The 13,820-nt window shown below is 70.9% G+C and carries 14 protein-coding genes; 5 read left to right on the plus strand and 9 right to left on the minus strand.

What is annotated here, in order from left to right; genetic code table 11:
* Window positions 1-15 precede the first annotated feature (15 nt).
* From ACGFNP_RS41610 to ACGFNP_RS41620, 3 genes are all read right to left on the minus strand, one after another.
* Window positions 16-1,113 (minus strand): sugar ABC transporter substrate-binding protein, encoded by a 1,098-nt coding sequence (locus ACGFNP_RS41610; protein WP_358322998.1) that lies wholly within the window; start codon window positions 1,111-1,113, stop codon window positions 16-18.
* Window positions 1,114-1,324: 211 nt separating this feature from the next.
* Window positions 1,325-2,290: a sugar-binding domain-containing protein gene (locus ACGFNP_RS41615; RefSeq protein ID WP_358322995.1), complete on the minus strand. Its 966-nt coding sequence runs from the start codon at window positions 2,288-2,290 to the stop codon at window positions 1,325-1,327.
* A 513-nt stretch (window positions 2,291-2,803) separates the two neighbouring features.
* A complete protein-coding gene (locus tag ACGFNP_RS41620; RefSeq protein WP_393328272.1) occupies window positions 2,804-3,784 on the minus strand; it encodes an ArsR/SmtB family transcription factor in 981 nt (326 codons plus the stop codon).
* A 111-nt stretch (window positions 3,785-3,895) separates the two neighbouring features.
* On the opposite strand from ACGFNP_RS41620, the gene ACGFNP_RS41625 reads away from it, so the two are divergent.
* Entirely contained in the window at window positions 3,896-5,311 is a 1,416-nt protein-coding gene (locus ACGFNP_RS41625) for an MFS transporter (protein ID WP_393328274.1), read from the plus strand.
* Here ACGFNP_RS41625 and ACGFNP_RS41630 read toward each other — a convergent pair.
* A complete protein-coding gene (locus tag ACGFNP_RS41630) occupies window positions 5,277-6,257 on the minus strand; it encodes a LacI family DNA-binding transcriptional regulator (protein ID WP_393328276.1) in 981 nt (326 codons plus the stop codon). The two genes, ACGFNP_RS41625 and ACGFNP_RS41630, sit on opposite strands and share 35 nt — an antisense overlap.
* A gap of 69 nt (window positions 6,258-6,326) precedes the next feature.
* Between ACGFNP_RS41630 and ACGFNP_RS41635 the strand changes: the two genes are divergently transcribed.
* Together ACGFNP_RS41635 and ACGFNP_RS41640 are read left to right on the plus strand one after the other, a co-directional pair.
* Window positions 6,327-7,499 carry an MFS transporter gene (locus tag ACGFNP_RS41635; RefSeq protein ID WP_358322988.1) on the plus strand — a complete coding sequence of 391 codons (1,173 nt, stop codon included), beginning with the start codon at window positions 6,327-6,329 and terminating at the stop codon, window positions 7,497-7,499.
* A 13-nt stretch (window positions 7,500-7,512) separates the two neighbouring features.
* On the plus strand, window positions 7,513-8,175 hold the full coding sequence (locus ACGFNP_RS41640) for a hypothetical protein (RefSeq protein ID WP_358322986.1): 663 nt from the start codon (window positions 7,513-7,515) through the stop codon (window positions 8,173-8,175).
* On the opposite strand, the gene ACGFNP_RS41645 is transcribed toward ACGFNP_RS41640, so the two are convergent.
* Entirely contained in the window at window positions 8,172-8,729 is a 558-nt protein-coding gene (locus tag ACGFNP_RS41645) for a cysteine dioxygenase family protein (RefSeq protein ID WP_358322983.1), read from the minus strand. The genes ACGFNP_RS41640 and ACGFNP_RS41645 overlap by 4 nt on opposite strands.
* On the minus strand, window positions 8,726-9,589 hold the full coding sequence (locus ACGFNP_RS41650) for an amidohydrolase (RefSeq protein ID WP_358322980.1): 864 nt from the start codon (window positions 9,587-9,589) through the stop codon (window positions 8,726-8,728). The genes ACGFNP_RS41645 and ACGFNP_RS41650 overlap by 4 nt, the downstream gene beginning before the upstream one ends.
* Window positions 9,590-9,832: 243 nt before the next feature.
* Here ACGFNP_RS41650 and ACGFNP_RS41655 point away from each other — a divergent pair, with 243 nt between their 5' ends.
* Window positions 9,833-10,795 carry a LacI family DNA-binding transcriptional regulator gene (locus ACGFNP_RS41655; RefSeq protein ID WP_358322978.1) on the plus strand — a complete coding sequence of 321 codons (963 nt, stop codon included), beginning with the start codon at window positions 9,833-9,835 and terminating at the stop codon, window positions 10,793-10,795.
* A 45-nt stretch (window positions 10,796-10,840) separates the two neighbouring features.
* On the opposite strand, the gene ACGFNP_RS41660 is transcribed toward ACGFNP_RS41655, so the two are convergent.
* The gene (locus tag ACGFNP_RS41660) at window positions 10,841-12,220 is read right to left on the minus strand and encodes an aromatic amino acid ammonia-lyase (protein ID WP_393328280.1); all 1,380 of its coding nucleotides are present in this window, start codon (window positions 12,218-12,220) and stop codon (window positions 10,841-10,843) included.
* A 5-nt stretch (window positions 12,221-12,225) separates the two neighbouring features.
* Entirely contained in the window at window positions 12,226-12,606 is a 381-nt protein-coding gene (locus tag ACGFNP_RS41665; protein ID WP_358322972.1) for a phage holin family protein, read from the minus strand.
* Window positions 12,607-12,747: 141 nt separating this feature from the next.
* On the opposite strand from ACGFNP_RS41665, the gene ACGFNP_RS41670 reads away from it, so the two are divergent.
* Window positions 12,748-13,023, plus strand: a complete 276-nt coding sequence (locus tag ACGFNP_RS41670) for a hypothetical protein (RefSeq protein WP_214637009.1) — start codon at window positions 12,748-12,750, stop codon at window positions 13,021-13,023.
* Window positions 13,024-13,031: 8 nt separating this feature from the next.
* Here the strand turns inward: ACGFNP_RS41670 and ACGFNP_RS41675 are convergent, their stop codons facing one another.
* Complete coding sequence (locus tag ACGFNP_RS41675; protein ID WP_393328283.1) at window positions 13,032-13,808, minus strand: FAD:protein FMN transferase; 777 nt, start codon at window positions 13,806-13,808, stop codon at window positions 13,032-13,034.
* Window positions 13,809-13,820: the final 12 nt, after the last annotated feature.

Below are 13,820 nucleotides of genomic sequence, written 5' to 3' on the forward strand. Positions count from 1 at the left end.
TTACTCGATGAGCCTCTACTTGATGCCGAGCTCGGCGCAGCCCTTGGCGTACTCGCCGGTGCACGCGTCGGCGGCCTTCATGATGCCGCTCTGGAACAGCACCTCATTGATGTTCTCCTTGGTCACGACCGTGGGGACGAACAGCTGCGAGGGGGTGTTGTAGAGCGTGGTCTTGCCCGCGGGCTTCTTGCCCTGCATGAACTGGTAGGCGACATCGGCCGACGCCTCCGCCACGATCTTGATCGGCTTGGAGATCGTGTTGTACTGGTCGCCCGCGATGATCCGCTGGGCGGCGGCCAGCTCGGCGTCGTTGCCCGTGACCGGCGGCACCTTCACACCGGCCGCCTTGAACGCGGCGATAGCGCCGCCGCCGGTGCCGTCGTTGGCCGCGACCACGCCGGCGATCTGGTCCTTGAACTGCGTGATCTGGCCGCTGACCCAGGTCTGCGCCTTCTCCGGCTGCCAGTCGGGGGTGTCGTACTCGGCCAGCAGCTTGAAGCCGCTCGGGTCGATCGCGCTGTGGATGCCCTTCTTGATCAGGCCGGCCGCCGCGTCCGTGGGCGAGCCGTTGACCTCCAGGATGCCGCCCTTGGCGTTCTCCTTCTTGAGGTGGTCGACCAGGGACTGGGCGATCATGTTGCCGATCTTCTCGTTGTCGAACGAGATGTAGTAGTCGGCGGGCGTGGCCGGGACCGGCCGGTCGTAGGCGATGACCGGGATCTGCTGCGACTGCGCCGTCTTGACGATCGTGGCCGCGGCGGCCGAGTCGACCGGGTCGATCACGATGGCCTTGACGCCCTGGGCCATCGCCGAGTTGGCCTGTTGCTGCTGCTTGGCGGCGTCGGAGTCGGCGTTCTGGTAGATGACCGTGCAGCTCGGGCAGAGCTGCTTCATCTTGGCCTCGAAGAGCGGCTTGTCGGCCAGCTCGTACCTGGTGGAGGCGAGGTCGGGCATGAGGAAGGCCACCTTGGCGTTCTCCGCGCCGCCTCCGCTGTTGCTGGTGCTGGAGCCGCTGTCTCCGCCGGTGGAACCGGAGCCGCAGGCGGCCAGCGCCGACCCTGCGATGACGACAACCGCGGCGAACGCGGAGGTCCGCATCTGAACTCTCTTCACGGGTTCTTTCCTCACTCGCTACGTCCTCACGGACTCGCTGATCGCGTCGCTCCCCCGAAACACCACGGGAGACATGTCACTCACAACCGGTCACGTCCTGTGGTGCGGCTCACGCTAGCGCGAGTTCAGAATAATTGTCCAGCAAAAATGTTCAGGGCGTTTGCCTGGTTTTGGTCAAGAACTGGACGTCTGTCGTTCGTCTGGTGTTCGGTTAGGAACGCCGGGCCGCCGCGAGAAGCCCTTCGGCGGTCAGGACGTCGGTGACCAGCTGGTTGAAGTAGCCGCCCCGGGCGCCCGCGATGATGGACAGCACCTTCTCGGCGCCCACCGCGACCGCGATCGACGTCGGGATGCTGCGTAGTTGGTGCAGGCCGGGGGCCACCAGGCGCTCGCTGCCCGGGTAGGAGACCGGCTCCCCGGCGCGGTTGTACACCCGCATGCAGACGTCGCCCACGGCCTCGCGCAGGCTCTCCGCGTCGCGCGGCATGAACGCGGGCACGACCTGCCGCATCAGCGGCGCGGAGCCGACGCCGACGATGGCGCACTTGGCGTGCGCCCACAGGTCCATGACCTTGCGCACCGACGGCTCGTGCTGGAGAGAGTAGAACAGTTCGGGCCCCGGCAGGGCGGGCGCGTAGAGGTAACTGGGCACGCCGCCGACGCGTTCGGCCAGGATGCGGGTGGTCTCGTTGGTCTGGAACCACGGCTGCGGCTCCTCCTGGCCGCCCACGGCCGGCGCGATCGTGACGCCGGGGAACTGCCCGAGGCCCTCGCGCGCGCACTCGTAGACCGTGCTGCCGGACGAGACCAGCACCACGTCGCCCGACTCCAGCCCGACCCCGGCCAGGGCGCGGGCCAGCCCGGGGGCCAGCCAGGGCCCCAGTGCCGGGCCGCTGACCTTGGGGACCAGATGCACGCGCTTCAGCTGGAGCGCCTCGGCCACCTCAGCGGCCAGGGGGCCCTCCTCGAGGGTGGCGGGCCGGTGCACCCTGATCTCGACGATGCCCTGCCTGCGGGCCTCGGTGAGCAGCCGGCTCACGGTCGCCCTGCTGACGCCCAGCCGTTTGGCGATGTCGGCTTGGGTGGCGTCATCGAGGTAGTACTGCGACGCCGCCGCGTACATCAGATCGTGCGGGAAACGGGCCTGCGCCTCCGGCGCGTCCTCGGCGGCCTTCATGCGCGCACTCCCTCGGCCTGAACACTTGTGCTGGACGGATGTGACTATACCTCCGCGCCCTCCGCCTGGACGGCTATCAAGCCTGCCGAACAAAAATCGCCTGGGGCAACCGCTCAACGACTCGCCGTCCCACCGATGGGGCCGCGCCCGCCCCTGATCGGTTGGGGTTCGTGCGGCCAATCGGGCCGTGCCTGCACCTGATCGGTCGGGGTTCGTGCGGCCAATCGGGCCGCGTCGTCAGACCCTCACCGGCCTGCCGTCGCTCAGGCCGCCTTTCTGCCGTCGCTTGGGTCGCCTTCTTGAGGCGCTTGGACTCCGGCCGGGGGGTGGGAACGTAGCCGGTGACCGTGCGCGCGTCACGGCGGGGTGGTGGCACGGCCGGTGAGCGTAACCCTGGAATGTCGCCCGCGCGCGGCGGCGGATGGGTCTTCCCGTGCCTGCCGTACAGGATGGTAGGGGTTTGCGGAGAGAGTCACAGGTTGCCGGTGACCAGCGCGGGGTTTGCGGAGAGCATCACAAGGTGCCGCTGACGAGTGCGTCACCGAGCGGGGTGCGGGCGTACAGGACGGTGCGGCCGGTACGGGTGCCCGCGATGAGGCCGGTGCCGCGCAGGGCGGCCAGGTGGCCACCGGTGGTGCCGAGGCTGTGTCCGAGCAGGGCGGCGAGGTGGGTGGTGGTGGCGGGCACGGCGAGCTCGATGAGGATGCGGGCGCGGGTGCGGCCGATCAGCACCGCCAGGCCCGTGGCTGTCGCGGGCGGCTCGGCGCCCGTGCCACGGGCCGGGTACGTGAGCGCGTACGGCCAGGCGTCCTCCAGGTAGGCGCCCACGCCCGGCACGAACACCGACGGCAGGAACAGCAGCCCCTTGCCGCCCAGCCGATGCCGCTCCTCGCCCTTGCCCATCCGGACCTCGATGTACCCGTCGCCGTGCCACCGGACCTGCTCGCTCAGGTCGTCGAGCGCCGCCGCCCAGCCGTACGCCGCCAGCCGGCCCGCCCGCTGCACCACGTCGCGTTCCAGGATCGCCTGGAAGCGTGGCCAGTCCTTGGACAGGATCTCCGTCCACAGCGCCTCGTAGGCGTCGGCCAGCACCTGGACGACGTCGGGGCCGAGCAGCAGTGCCCTGGTCCACTCCGGCACGGGCGGCCGACCGGCCAGGGCGGTGGCGATCTCCGCGTGCGCCTGTCCGACCGGGGTGGTGCGCATGGCGGCCAGCTCGGTCTCGAACGGCACGCTCATCCCGGCGGGCGGCGGGGCGATGAAGTCGACGTTGTCGCTGCCCTTGTTGCCGGTGATCGCCGCCAGGGCGCGCAGTGCCGGATGGCGGCCGACCAGCTTCTTGTACGGTTCGCGCCACTTGTCGGCCCAGCGCCGATGCGCGCCCGCCGCGGTGCGGCCTTCTATCACCCACTGCGCGTGCATGGTCTCGATCAGCGGCGAGATGGCGAACCGGCTGGCCACTATGTCCTGCGGAGTGACCTCGATCCTGAACACCTTTCGTTTATATCCGAAAGTGTCGCTTCCGCCGGGAGTGCTCCCGCAGCATCGTGTCCGGCGGTCCCGAGACCTCCCTCCGGGATCGCCCTTTCAACGTGGGGGTGCGGGTTGACGGAGCGTGGAGCCACCTTCGGGCAGGTGTTCGCGGTGCGGGAGTTCCGGGTGCTGTTCGGCAGCTTCGCGCTGCTGATCACCGGTGACTCGATCAAGATGCTGGCGCTGTCGGTGCTGGTGTACACGGAGACGGGGTCGCCCGGGCTCTCGGCCGCGGCGTACATGGCCGGCTGGCTGCCGTACATCGTGGGCGGGATGTTCCTGCTCTCCCTGGCCGACCGACTGCCGCCTCGGGCGGTGATGGTCGTGGGGGAGCTGGTCAGGGTGGTGGTCTGCCTGCTGCTGGCCTTCGCCGGGTTGCCGGTGCCGGTGATGCTCGGGCTGGTGCTGGTGACAGGGTTGTTCGCGCCGGTGTTCCAGGCGGCGCGGAGTGCGTTGCTGCCTGATGTGCTGCCTGGGGACGCGTTCGTGCTGGCCCGGTCGCTGATGGGGGTCACGTCGGCGAGCGCCCAGATCGCGGGGCTCGCGGTCGGGGGCGCCTTCCTGGCGATGGCGGGGCCGCGCGGGGCACTGGCGGTCACGGCGGCGCTCTCGGCGGTGGCCGCCGTGGTGCTGCGGTACGGCCTGCCGTACCGGCCCGCCCGTGGCGCGGCTACGCACGGGACGGCCGCCCCGGACGCGGCTGGGCGCGGTACGGCTGCTCGTGACACGTCCTCAGACGGCGCGTCCTCAGACGGTGCGCCCCCGTACGACACGGCCGTTCCGGACGCGGTCGGGAGTGCGGTCGTGCGTGGTGGAGCTGTGCGGGTGACGTTGCGGGTGAATCGGTTGCTGCTGGTCGATCGGCGGGTGCGGGGGCTGCTGCTGGCCAGTTGGTTGCCGAGTATGTGCCTGGCGGGGGCCGAAGCGATGATCGTGCCCTACCTGAGTGGGCGGGGGCAGGCGGGGGTGGTGCTGGCGTTGGCGGCGGGTGGGATGGCGGTCGGCGAGTTCAGTGTGGGGCGGTTCGCGGCTCCGGCGCTCAGGGAGCGGTTGTCGCTGCCGCTGGCGGTGCTGATCGGGCTGCCGTGGCTGGCCTTCCTGGCGGCGCCCGGCGTGGCGTGGGCCGCGGTGATCGCCGCCGTGGCCGCTGCCGGGCTGTCCTACCAGCTCGGGCTGCAGCGGCGTTTCGTCGAGTCGGTGCCGGAGGAGGTGCGCGGGCAGGCGTTCGGGCTGCTGTCGGCCGGGCTGATGACCGGACAGGCGATCGGCGCGGCGGCGATCGGCGCCCTGGGCGAGGCGATCGGCCCGGGACCGGCCATCGCCGCGGCGGGCCTCGCGGGCATCCTCGTCGCCCTGGCCCTGTCCGGCGTACTACGTCCGGACACCGGCCCCGTCTCTGCCGGAGACGTCCGCCCTTTCGCGGGAGACGTTCGTCCGGATGTCGCCCCAGAGGTTACGGAGACAGTTCGCCCGAGCCCCGGGGGATGAGGCGCACCGGCAGCTGGACGTGCTCCGACGGCCCGCCGTCCCCGGCCAGGCGGCGGAAGAGCAGTTCGGCGGCCACCCGTCCCATCCCGGCCGGGTCCTGTGCCACCACCGTCACCCCGGGCGTCAGCAGGTCGGCCAGTTCGAAGTCGTCGAACCCGATCAGCCCCATCCGCCGCCCGCCGAGCGCGCGCAACGCGGTGATGGTGAGCCGGCCGTTGCCGGTGAACAGGGCAGTCGGCGGCGAGTCGAGTGCCAGCATGCGCTCCAGGTCCGTGCGGACCGTCTCAAGCGTGGGGGCACGCATCGCCACCAGCCGGGGATCGAAGAGCTGGCCGAGGGCCGAGCGGTAGCCCGCCAGCCGCTCGGCCGCGGTGAAGATCGACGGATGGTCGCCGAGCATGGCGATCCGGCGGTGGCCGTGCGCCAGGAGGTGGCCGATGGCCTCCGTGGCGCCGCCCGCGTTGTCGCTGAGCACGGTGTCGACGTCCAGCCCGGGCCCGGGCGGCCGGTCCGCGAACACCGCGGGCGTCCCGGCGTCGAGCTCGGGCCGCAGGTAGGAGTGGTCGTCGCCGGCGGGCACCACGATCAGCCCGTCGACCCGGCGGGCGCAGAACGTCCGCACCAGCTCGCGCTCCCTGGCCGGCTTCTCGCCGGACGAGCCGCTCAGCAGCAGGCAGCCCTCGACAATGGCCACGTCCTCGACCGCCCGGCTCAGCCCCGCGTAGAACGGGTCGGCGACGTCCTCGATGACCAGCCCGACGGTCGCGGTGCGGCCCCTGCGCAGCACTCTCGCGCTCTCGTTGCGGCTGTAGCCCAGCCGCTCGATGGCCTCGCGCACCCGTTCGGCCGTCGCCGGATTGACGCCCGGCTCGCCGTTCACGACGCGCGAGACCGTCTTGAGCGCCACGCCGGCGGCCAAGGCGACGTCCTTCATCGTCGGTCTCACTCTTGGATCCTTTCCCAAGTAGGACGGCCAGACAACGTTGTCAGAGCGTTATGCGAGAGTAGGGGTTCTATGTCCCTGAGATCCGCACTGCTCGTCGCCGGGTTCGTGCTGGCCGCGCTGAACCTGCGGCCCGCGATCGCCGGCATCTCCCCGCTCCTCGACGAGATCATGAAGGACGTCGGCCTCACGCCCGCCGGCGGTGGCGGGATCACCACGGTCATGGTGGTCTGCCTGGGCGTGTTCGGGCCGATCGCGCCGCTGCTCGCGCGCCGGATCGGACTGGACCGTACGCTACTCGCCGGGCTCCTCGTGCTGGCCGCCGGCGTGGTGCTGCGCGGCCTCGACGGCGTCCCCACCCTGTACGCGGGCTCGGCGATCGCGGCCATCGCCATCGCCGTGATGAACGTGGCCATGCCCGGCATCACCAAGCAGTACTTCCCCGACCGGGTCAACCTGATGACCGGCGTCTACAGCTCCGCGATCGTGGGCGGCGCCGCGACCGCCTCGGCGCTGGTGATCCCCATCGAGCACGCCACGGGCTACGGCTGGCGCGGCGTCTCGGCGCTGATGGCCGTACCCGCGCTGCTGGCCGCCCTGCTGTGGCTGCCGCAGGCGCTGCGCGGGCAGGCGGGGCCGCAGAACGGGCCACGGCCGTTCAGGATGGTGCTGCGCAGCCGGGTGACCTGGTACGTGACCGCGTTGATGGGCCTGCAGTCGTTCACCTTCTACGTGATGCTGGCCTGGCTGCCGACGATCTTCCACGACGCCGGGCTCCCCGCCGACCAGGGCGGCTACCTGCTCAGCGTGACGAATCTGGTCCAGGTGGGCGCCACGCTCGCCGTGCCGATCCTGGCCGGGCGGCGGCCGTCGCAGGTGCCGTTCGTGATGGGGGCCGGGCTGATGACCGTGGCCGGATACCTCGGCATGCTGCTGGCCCCGGTCGCCGCGCCGTGGCTGTGGATGGTCGTGCTCGGTATCGGGCAGGGCGCCTCGTTCGCGCTGGCGCTGCTGCTGATCGCGCTGCGTGCGCCCGACCCGGCGTCGGTGACCGCGCTCTCGTCGGTCGCGCAGTCGGTGGGGTACGCGGTTGCCGCGTTGGGGCCGGTGCTGTTCGGGCTGCTCAGGCAGGTGTCCGGCGGGTGGACGGTGCCCCTGCTGGCGGGGCTCGGCGTGCTGGGGGCGCAGCTGCTGGCCGGCTGGTTCGCCGGGCGCCCTGCTACGTTGGGTAAGGCTTACCTGTAGTGGAGGGACTCACGTGCTGACCGAGGCGCTCCAGCGGCTGGCCGACGGGCGCGGCGGGGTGATCGGGGTCGAACCGGGCCTGGTCATCGAGCCCGACGAGACCTGGACGGCTGCCTCGGAGCTGCTGCGCCCGCCGTACACACTGCTGGGGGAGCTGGTCGACGAGACGGCGGCGCGCTGGAAGGCCCCTCGGCACGTCGGCGCGGCGCTGTTCTGGAAGACCTACGGTTACTGGCACACGATGCCGATGGCGCTCGGCTGGGCGCTCGACGGGCGGGTGCCGACCATGCGGCTGGCCGACACGTACTTCAAGGTGTCGGGGGCGGGCGTGACGATCGCGGCCACGCGCGTGAGCTGGGGGTCCGGCGTCGCGCCGATCAGGCAGGCGCTGGCCGAGTCGCAGGAGCCGCTGGTCCGGGTGATCAGCCGGATGGTCAAGGTGGGTGAGCGGACGCTCTGGGGTTCGACCGCGGAGGCGTTCGCCCACCCGTTGACGCAGTTCGTGGCGGGTGACTACATGGCGCTGCTGGCCGAGATCGGCAAGCCGGTCGACGGGCTGATCGAGCCCGCCGACGACGGCTACTTCCGCCGGACCTGCTGCTTGTGGATCGCGCTGCCCGATGTGGAGCCCTGCGCGAGCTGCTGCGTGCTCAGGCCTTCACTACACCGTTCCTAGGCCACTGCGGCGTCGTCCATGGGACGCAGTTCGTCGGCGTAGCTGACCGAGACGCGGCGCATGACGCCGGTGTCGTCGATGGAGTACTGGCCCAGCCGCCACAGCGGCGGCGAGTAGGCGTGGATCGAGACGCTGTTGTCCATGGCGCCGTTGAGCCGGTGGATGTGGTCCGGGCCGAACGAGAACGACTGGCCCTCCGTCACCACGGTCTCCAGGTGTTCGCCGCCGATGCGCGGGTTGCATTCGGCCAGCGCGCCCTGCACCACGTGGACCGCGCCGGAGGAGATGTCGTGGTCGTGCCAGCCCGTGTCGTCCTCGGGCCGCCAGCACAGGAGCCAGACGTCGACGTACGCGTCACGGTAGAGCGAGGCGTAGTGCCGGCCGCCGTCGGCGGGGAACTCCACCTGCTCCCGCCACTCGGCCGGGTTGGCGGCCAGCTCGTTCACCAGCTCGCGCAGTTCGCGCCGGTCCAGTGTGCGCTCCGGGAGCCGAGCACAGGCACCCCCGTCCTGGGTTTGATTCGTGCCGGTGTGTTCGAGGATTTGCTCGCTCACTTACGGGTCTCCTTTCGGCTGAGTAGACGACGGGGATTGGTGACCCGGATGGCGTGGGCGGCTGCCTCGCCGAGGCCCGGGTCGGGTGCGGTGGCATAGGGGGCGTCGGAGCCGTTGACGACGACGTCGACGCCGAGCTCGCGGACGATCGCGTCGATCGCGCGCGGGCCGTACGAGGAGGTCTCCACGAAGCAGCCGGGGTCCACCAGGCCGCGGCCCGTGCCGCCCCTCGCGATCAGTCGCTCCGAGTGGAGCGGGGCCAGCCCGGCCAGCAGCGCGAAGCACACGCGCAGCCGGGGGTGGCGCGGCCTGACGACCGCGTGGAAGTAGTGCCAGGACGCGTGCATCTGCTGGACGTACGGCACCAGCGCGGGCCACCAGGACGGTGTGCCGGGCGGCGCGGGCGCGGCCGGGCCCGGATGGATGAACAGCGGCAGGTCCCGCTCCGTGAGCACGTCCAGCAGGCGGTCGTCGGGCAGGGCGGTCGCCGGGATCTGCAGCCCGGCGAACCCGCGGTCGAGGTCCTTGGCCAGGCGCTCGGGGTCGGGCTCGCTGTGGCAGGTCGAGGCCCACGCGCCGAACGGCGCGGGCAGCGCGAGCGCGCCCTCGTGATAGGCGTCGAGCAGCGGCCACGCCTCCTCCGGAGGCAGGAACTCGATGCCCAGCGGGCTGGACAGCGAGACCAGGGCCAGCTCCAGCCCGGTGACGTCCCGGTTCTCGTGGTCGGCCGGGTCGACCTCGTAGGGCGGTTCGCCGTCGAGGAACAACGTCCAGCCGTCCAGGTACGGAGGGACGGTCCGGCCGCGGAGCGCTTCGACGAACGAACGGGTCCACAGATGCTGATGAATGTCGATGCTCACGGCCACACCTCCCTCTATTTCCTACTAGTATTGCAGGTAAACCTATCACGCTGGCGATTCGAGCTTGTGAAGCGATTCAGTGATACGGTTCAGTGAACCGCTTCACAAGACAAATGTCAACGGCAGGCCGCTAGCCCCCGGATCTGGATGAACCACGCCAGCGGTCCCTTCGGCATGCGAGCTTCTGTCGGTGGCACGCAATAGGCTGGCTTAATGCCACGGAAGAGAGCGACAATCCGGGAAGTGGCCCAGGCGACCGGGCTGTCGCCGGCCGCTGTGTCCTACGCGCTGCGTGGCATGCAGGTCTCGGAGGAGACCATGGAGCGGGTGCGCGCCGCCGCGGCCGAGCTGGGCTACGAGGCCGACCCCATCGCCAGGGCTCTGGCCAGCGGACGCACCAACATGATCGGGCTGCTCTGCGGTTCCCTCGAAGACCTCTGGCAGCAGTCGCTGGCCGTCGGCATCAGCAGGGGCCTGCGGGAGAAGGACCGTTACGCGCTCATCCTCGACGCGGTCGGTGACCCGGCCCGCGAGCGGGCCCTCGCCCAGCAACTGCGCGACCAGCGGGTCGACGGCATGATCGTGCAGCCCGTCGATCCGGCGGCGTCGTTCTGGGCGGATCTGTGCGAGTCGCTGCCGGTGGTGGCGATCGGCGACTCACTCGCCGGCACCGCCGGAGAAGTGGTCTTCGACAACCGCCGCGGCGTCAGCCTCGCCCTCGAACATCTCCACGCCATGGGCCACCGGCGGATCACCGTGCTGACGCCCACCTTGACCAGCACCCCCGACCGTCCGGCCGACGTGCTCGTCACCTCCGAAGCCGACCGCCTCGGTCTCGACGTCGTGGTGACCACCGCGTCCCACGGCCTGGCGGCGGCCACCGAGGCGGCCCACCGCATCCTGGAGGCCGACCGGCCGAGCGCGGTGTTCTGCTTCGCCGACTCGATCGCCTATGGCGTCTACGCGGCGGCGGCCGAGCTGGGACTGTCGATCCCGGGCGACGTCTCGGTCATGGGCTACGACAACCACCCGATGTCGGGGCTGCTCACGCCCGGACTGACGACGGTGGACTGGGACATCGACGGCATCGTGCGGGCGGCCGTCCGCCTCATGTCGGCGGCGGCCGACGGGGGGACGCGGCGCCGCCGGGTCGTGCAACAGCCGACGCTCCGCGAACGCGGTTCGGTGGGCAAGGCGCCGAAGTAGGGCCGGGCTTTTCGGCGGGCCGTCACGGTGGGATCCCCGTGCGGGTCAGCGGCCGTCCTCCTGGAGGCCCTCGGCCCTGTGCGGCGGGTGGCGGGTGCCCACGGCTTGCCGTACAAGAAGGAAATTGTTGGAGATCAGCGCACGTGCGGCGTCCAGATCATCCGAGAGGGGACGGTCGGGGACATTGGGTGCTCTGGTGGCGGCCAGGCGCTCGCAGGCGAGCACGATCTCCAGTGGCTCCACGCAGCGCAGCGCGTAGCGCGCGGCCTGCGTCGCGAAGCCCGCGTGGTCCTCGGTCCCCCGGGAGATGACGGCGGTCCCGGCCGTGACCGGGTTCGCGAGGTGGCGTAGCTCGGCCAGCGCGTCCTGGGCCACGTACTCCAGGATCATCGCCCCCGACCCGCCCGGCCGCGCCGCCAGGAACGGTAGCCGCCCCGTGTAGGCGGGCTCCATGAGCGTGGCCAGCCGGGCCGTGCTGAGCTGAGCCGTCGGCACCAGCGCCGCGCGCAGCGCGTCGAGCGCCAGCGCGACCGGGGCCGAGTGGAAGTTGCCGTTGTGCCAGGCCAGCGAGTCGGCGATGAGCGGGTTCTCGGCGGCGGCGTTCAGGTCGGTCTCGACGACCCGCTCGGCGCGGTCGAGCGCGTCCAGCGCGGCACCGTGCACCTGGGCGAAGGCGCGGTAGCCGTACGGGTCCTGGATGCGGGCGGCGAACTCCCGCGCGAGCAGCCCGCGCAGGCGGGCGGCCGCGGCGGCCTGGCCGGGGTGCGGCCGGGCCTCCTGTACGACGGCGGCCACCGGCTCGGCCGAGGCGGACACCGCGACGAAGCTGAACGCCGCCACGTCGACGGCGGCCTCCAGCAGGACGCGCAGCCGGTGTACGGCGATGGCGGCGTCGGCCAGCGTCGCGGCGCCGGAGCTGAGGAACGGCGCCGCGTCCCCGGACGCCAGCGGATATCGGGGCGCGTTCGCCGTCGGCCCCTGCCAGGACAGCTCTCCCAGCAGGCACAGCGCGGTGGCGAGAGCGGCCAGATCGCCGGTGCCGATGGCGCCGTAGGTGCGGATCGGGGGAGTGAAGCCGTCGTTGATCGCCCCCGCCAGCACCGGCAGCACGCCCGGATCGACGCCCGAGCCGCCCGCCAGCAGCTGGTTGAGGCGTACCACCAGCATCGCCCTGGCCCGCTCGGGCGCGACGAGTGGCCCCGCCCCGCCCGCGTGGCTGCGCAGCAGGTCGAGCCCGCCCCCCTCCACACCCACGTCCTTGTTGGCCCCGACTCCGGTGCTCTGCCCGTAGATGGGCCCGGTCAGCTCCTGGGCCGCTCCCCACGCCGCCCGGGCCCGATCCAGTGAGGAGATCGTGACCCGGGCCGCGCCGTACGCCACCGCGTGGACCTGCGCGCAGGTCAGACCGGCACCGTCGAGTTCCATCGAGCTCAATCGTTGTCGGGGATGAACAGGCCGAGCAGCCAGCTGACCACGCTGATGATGATCGCGCCCCAGAAGGCGGCCGGATAGAAGTTGCTGACATGGAAGGGGATGTCGAGCTGGCCGGAGATCCAGCTCGTCAGCAGCAGCATGGCCGCGTTGATGACGAGGAGGAACAGCCCCAGCGTCAGCACGATCAGGGCACAGCCGAGCCCCTTGACGATCGGCTTCACGATGGCGTTGATGAGGCCGAAGATCAGGGCGACGACGAGCAGAGTGCCCCAGTAGGTGGGGGTGTTCTGGGGGCCGGTGATCTGGATGCCATCGATGAACTGGATGGCGACCCAGAGGGCGACCGCGGCCGCCAGGGTTCTGATGATGAATCTCACGCTGGTTGATCCTCCCATTACCCATCGGTGCTCCGATAGGGGCTCACCGTGATGACCGGATATGTGCATTCCGGCCACGCACTGTGATACGCGTTATCGATGGGCAACGATGGGCAGAGACGTGCGGGGGAGGGGAGCGAGATGGAGTCCGAGGGTTTCGAATCGCTGTCGGCCAGCGAATTGCATGACCGTGCCGTCAGCTATGCCGTACGCCACGGTGATCTGGGTTTCCTGTGGAACCTGCTGAGGGTGATCCCGGCGGCGGAGGCCGCCAGCGGTCACGACACAGAGACCGCCAACGACCTCAGCCGGGTGTCCGCACTGCTCAGCGATGCCCTCGCGGCGGGAGAAGGTGAGCTCGGCGAGGCGCTGCGACCGGTCTACCTCGAATACCTGAGCAAACATCCCGACGCCTGACCCGCGCCTCAGCCCGCCAGCTGGGTTTCGGTGCTGCCGTAGTGGGCGAAGCCGGGCGTGCTGATCTCCTGCCCGTCACGGCTGATGATCATGGTCTGGTAGTGCTCGGCCTCCGCGAGGTCCATGGCGAAGCGCCTGGCCAACACCGGGCCCATGGCGTACATCGCGGTGGCGTAGGCGTCGGCGGCGCCCAGGTCGGGGCCGAGTACGGTGACCGAGCCGAGCTTGTCCTGCTTGACGCCGGTGTGCGGGTCGACGACGTTCGCGCCGCCCGAGGTGGCGATGCCCATGTCGTGGGTGAAGACGACTTTGCGTACCAGGCCGGTGCGCGGGTCACGGACGCCGATGTGCCAGCGCTTGCCGGGGGCGGCCGAGCCGCGCACCCTGATGTCCCCGCCGGCGGTGATGCGGTGATCGACGGCACCCGCACTGGCCAGCGCGCGGGAGAGCCGTTCGAGCGCCCAGCCCTTGATGTAGCCCGAGGTGTCGATGACGCCGTTGATCCGGGATTCGAACCAGCCGCCGGTGGCCTCGCTGAGCTCGTCGCAGCGGTGCAGCACCTCGATGAGCTCCGGGATCTGCCTGATGGTCCCGCCGCGGTTCAGCCGGCTGATCTGGCTGTCCTCCCTGGCGGGGTTGAACGTCTCGTCCACCCAGCGCAGCCAGGCGAAGGCGTCGTCGAGTACGGGAGCCAGCTCTCGCCGCGGCAGGGCCGTACGGATATCCACGCTGACGGGTATGCCCATGACCATCTCGACACGGGCGCTTCCGGGGAAAGTCGTCACCTTGCCTCCTTG

Source organism: Nonomuraea sp. NPDC049269 (assembly GCF_043197155.1).
Taxonomy (GTDB): Bacteria; Actinomycetota; Actinomycetes; order Streptosporangiales; family Streptosporangiaceae; genus Nonomuraea.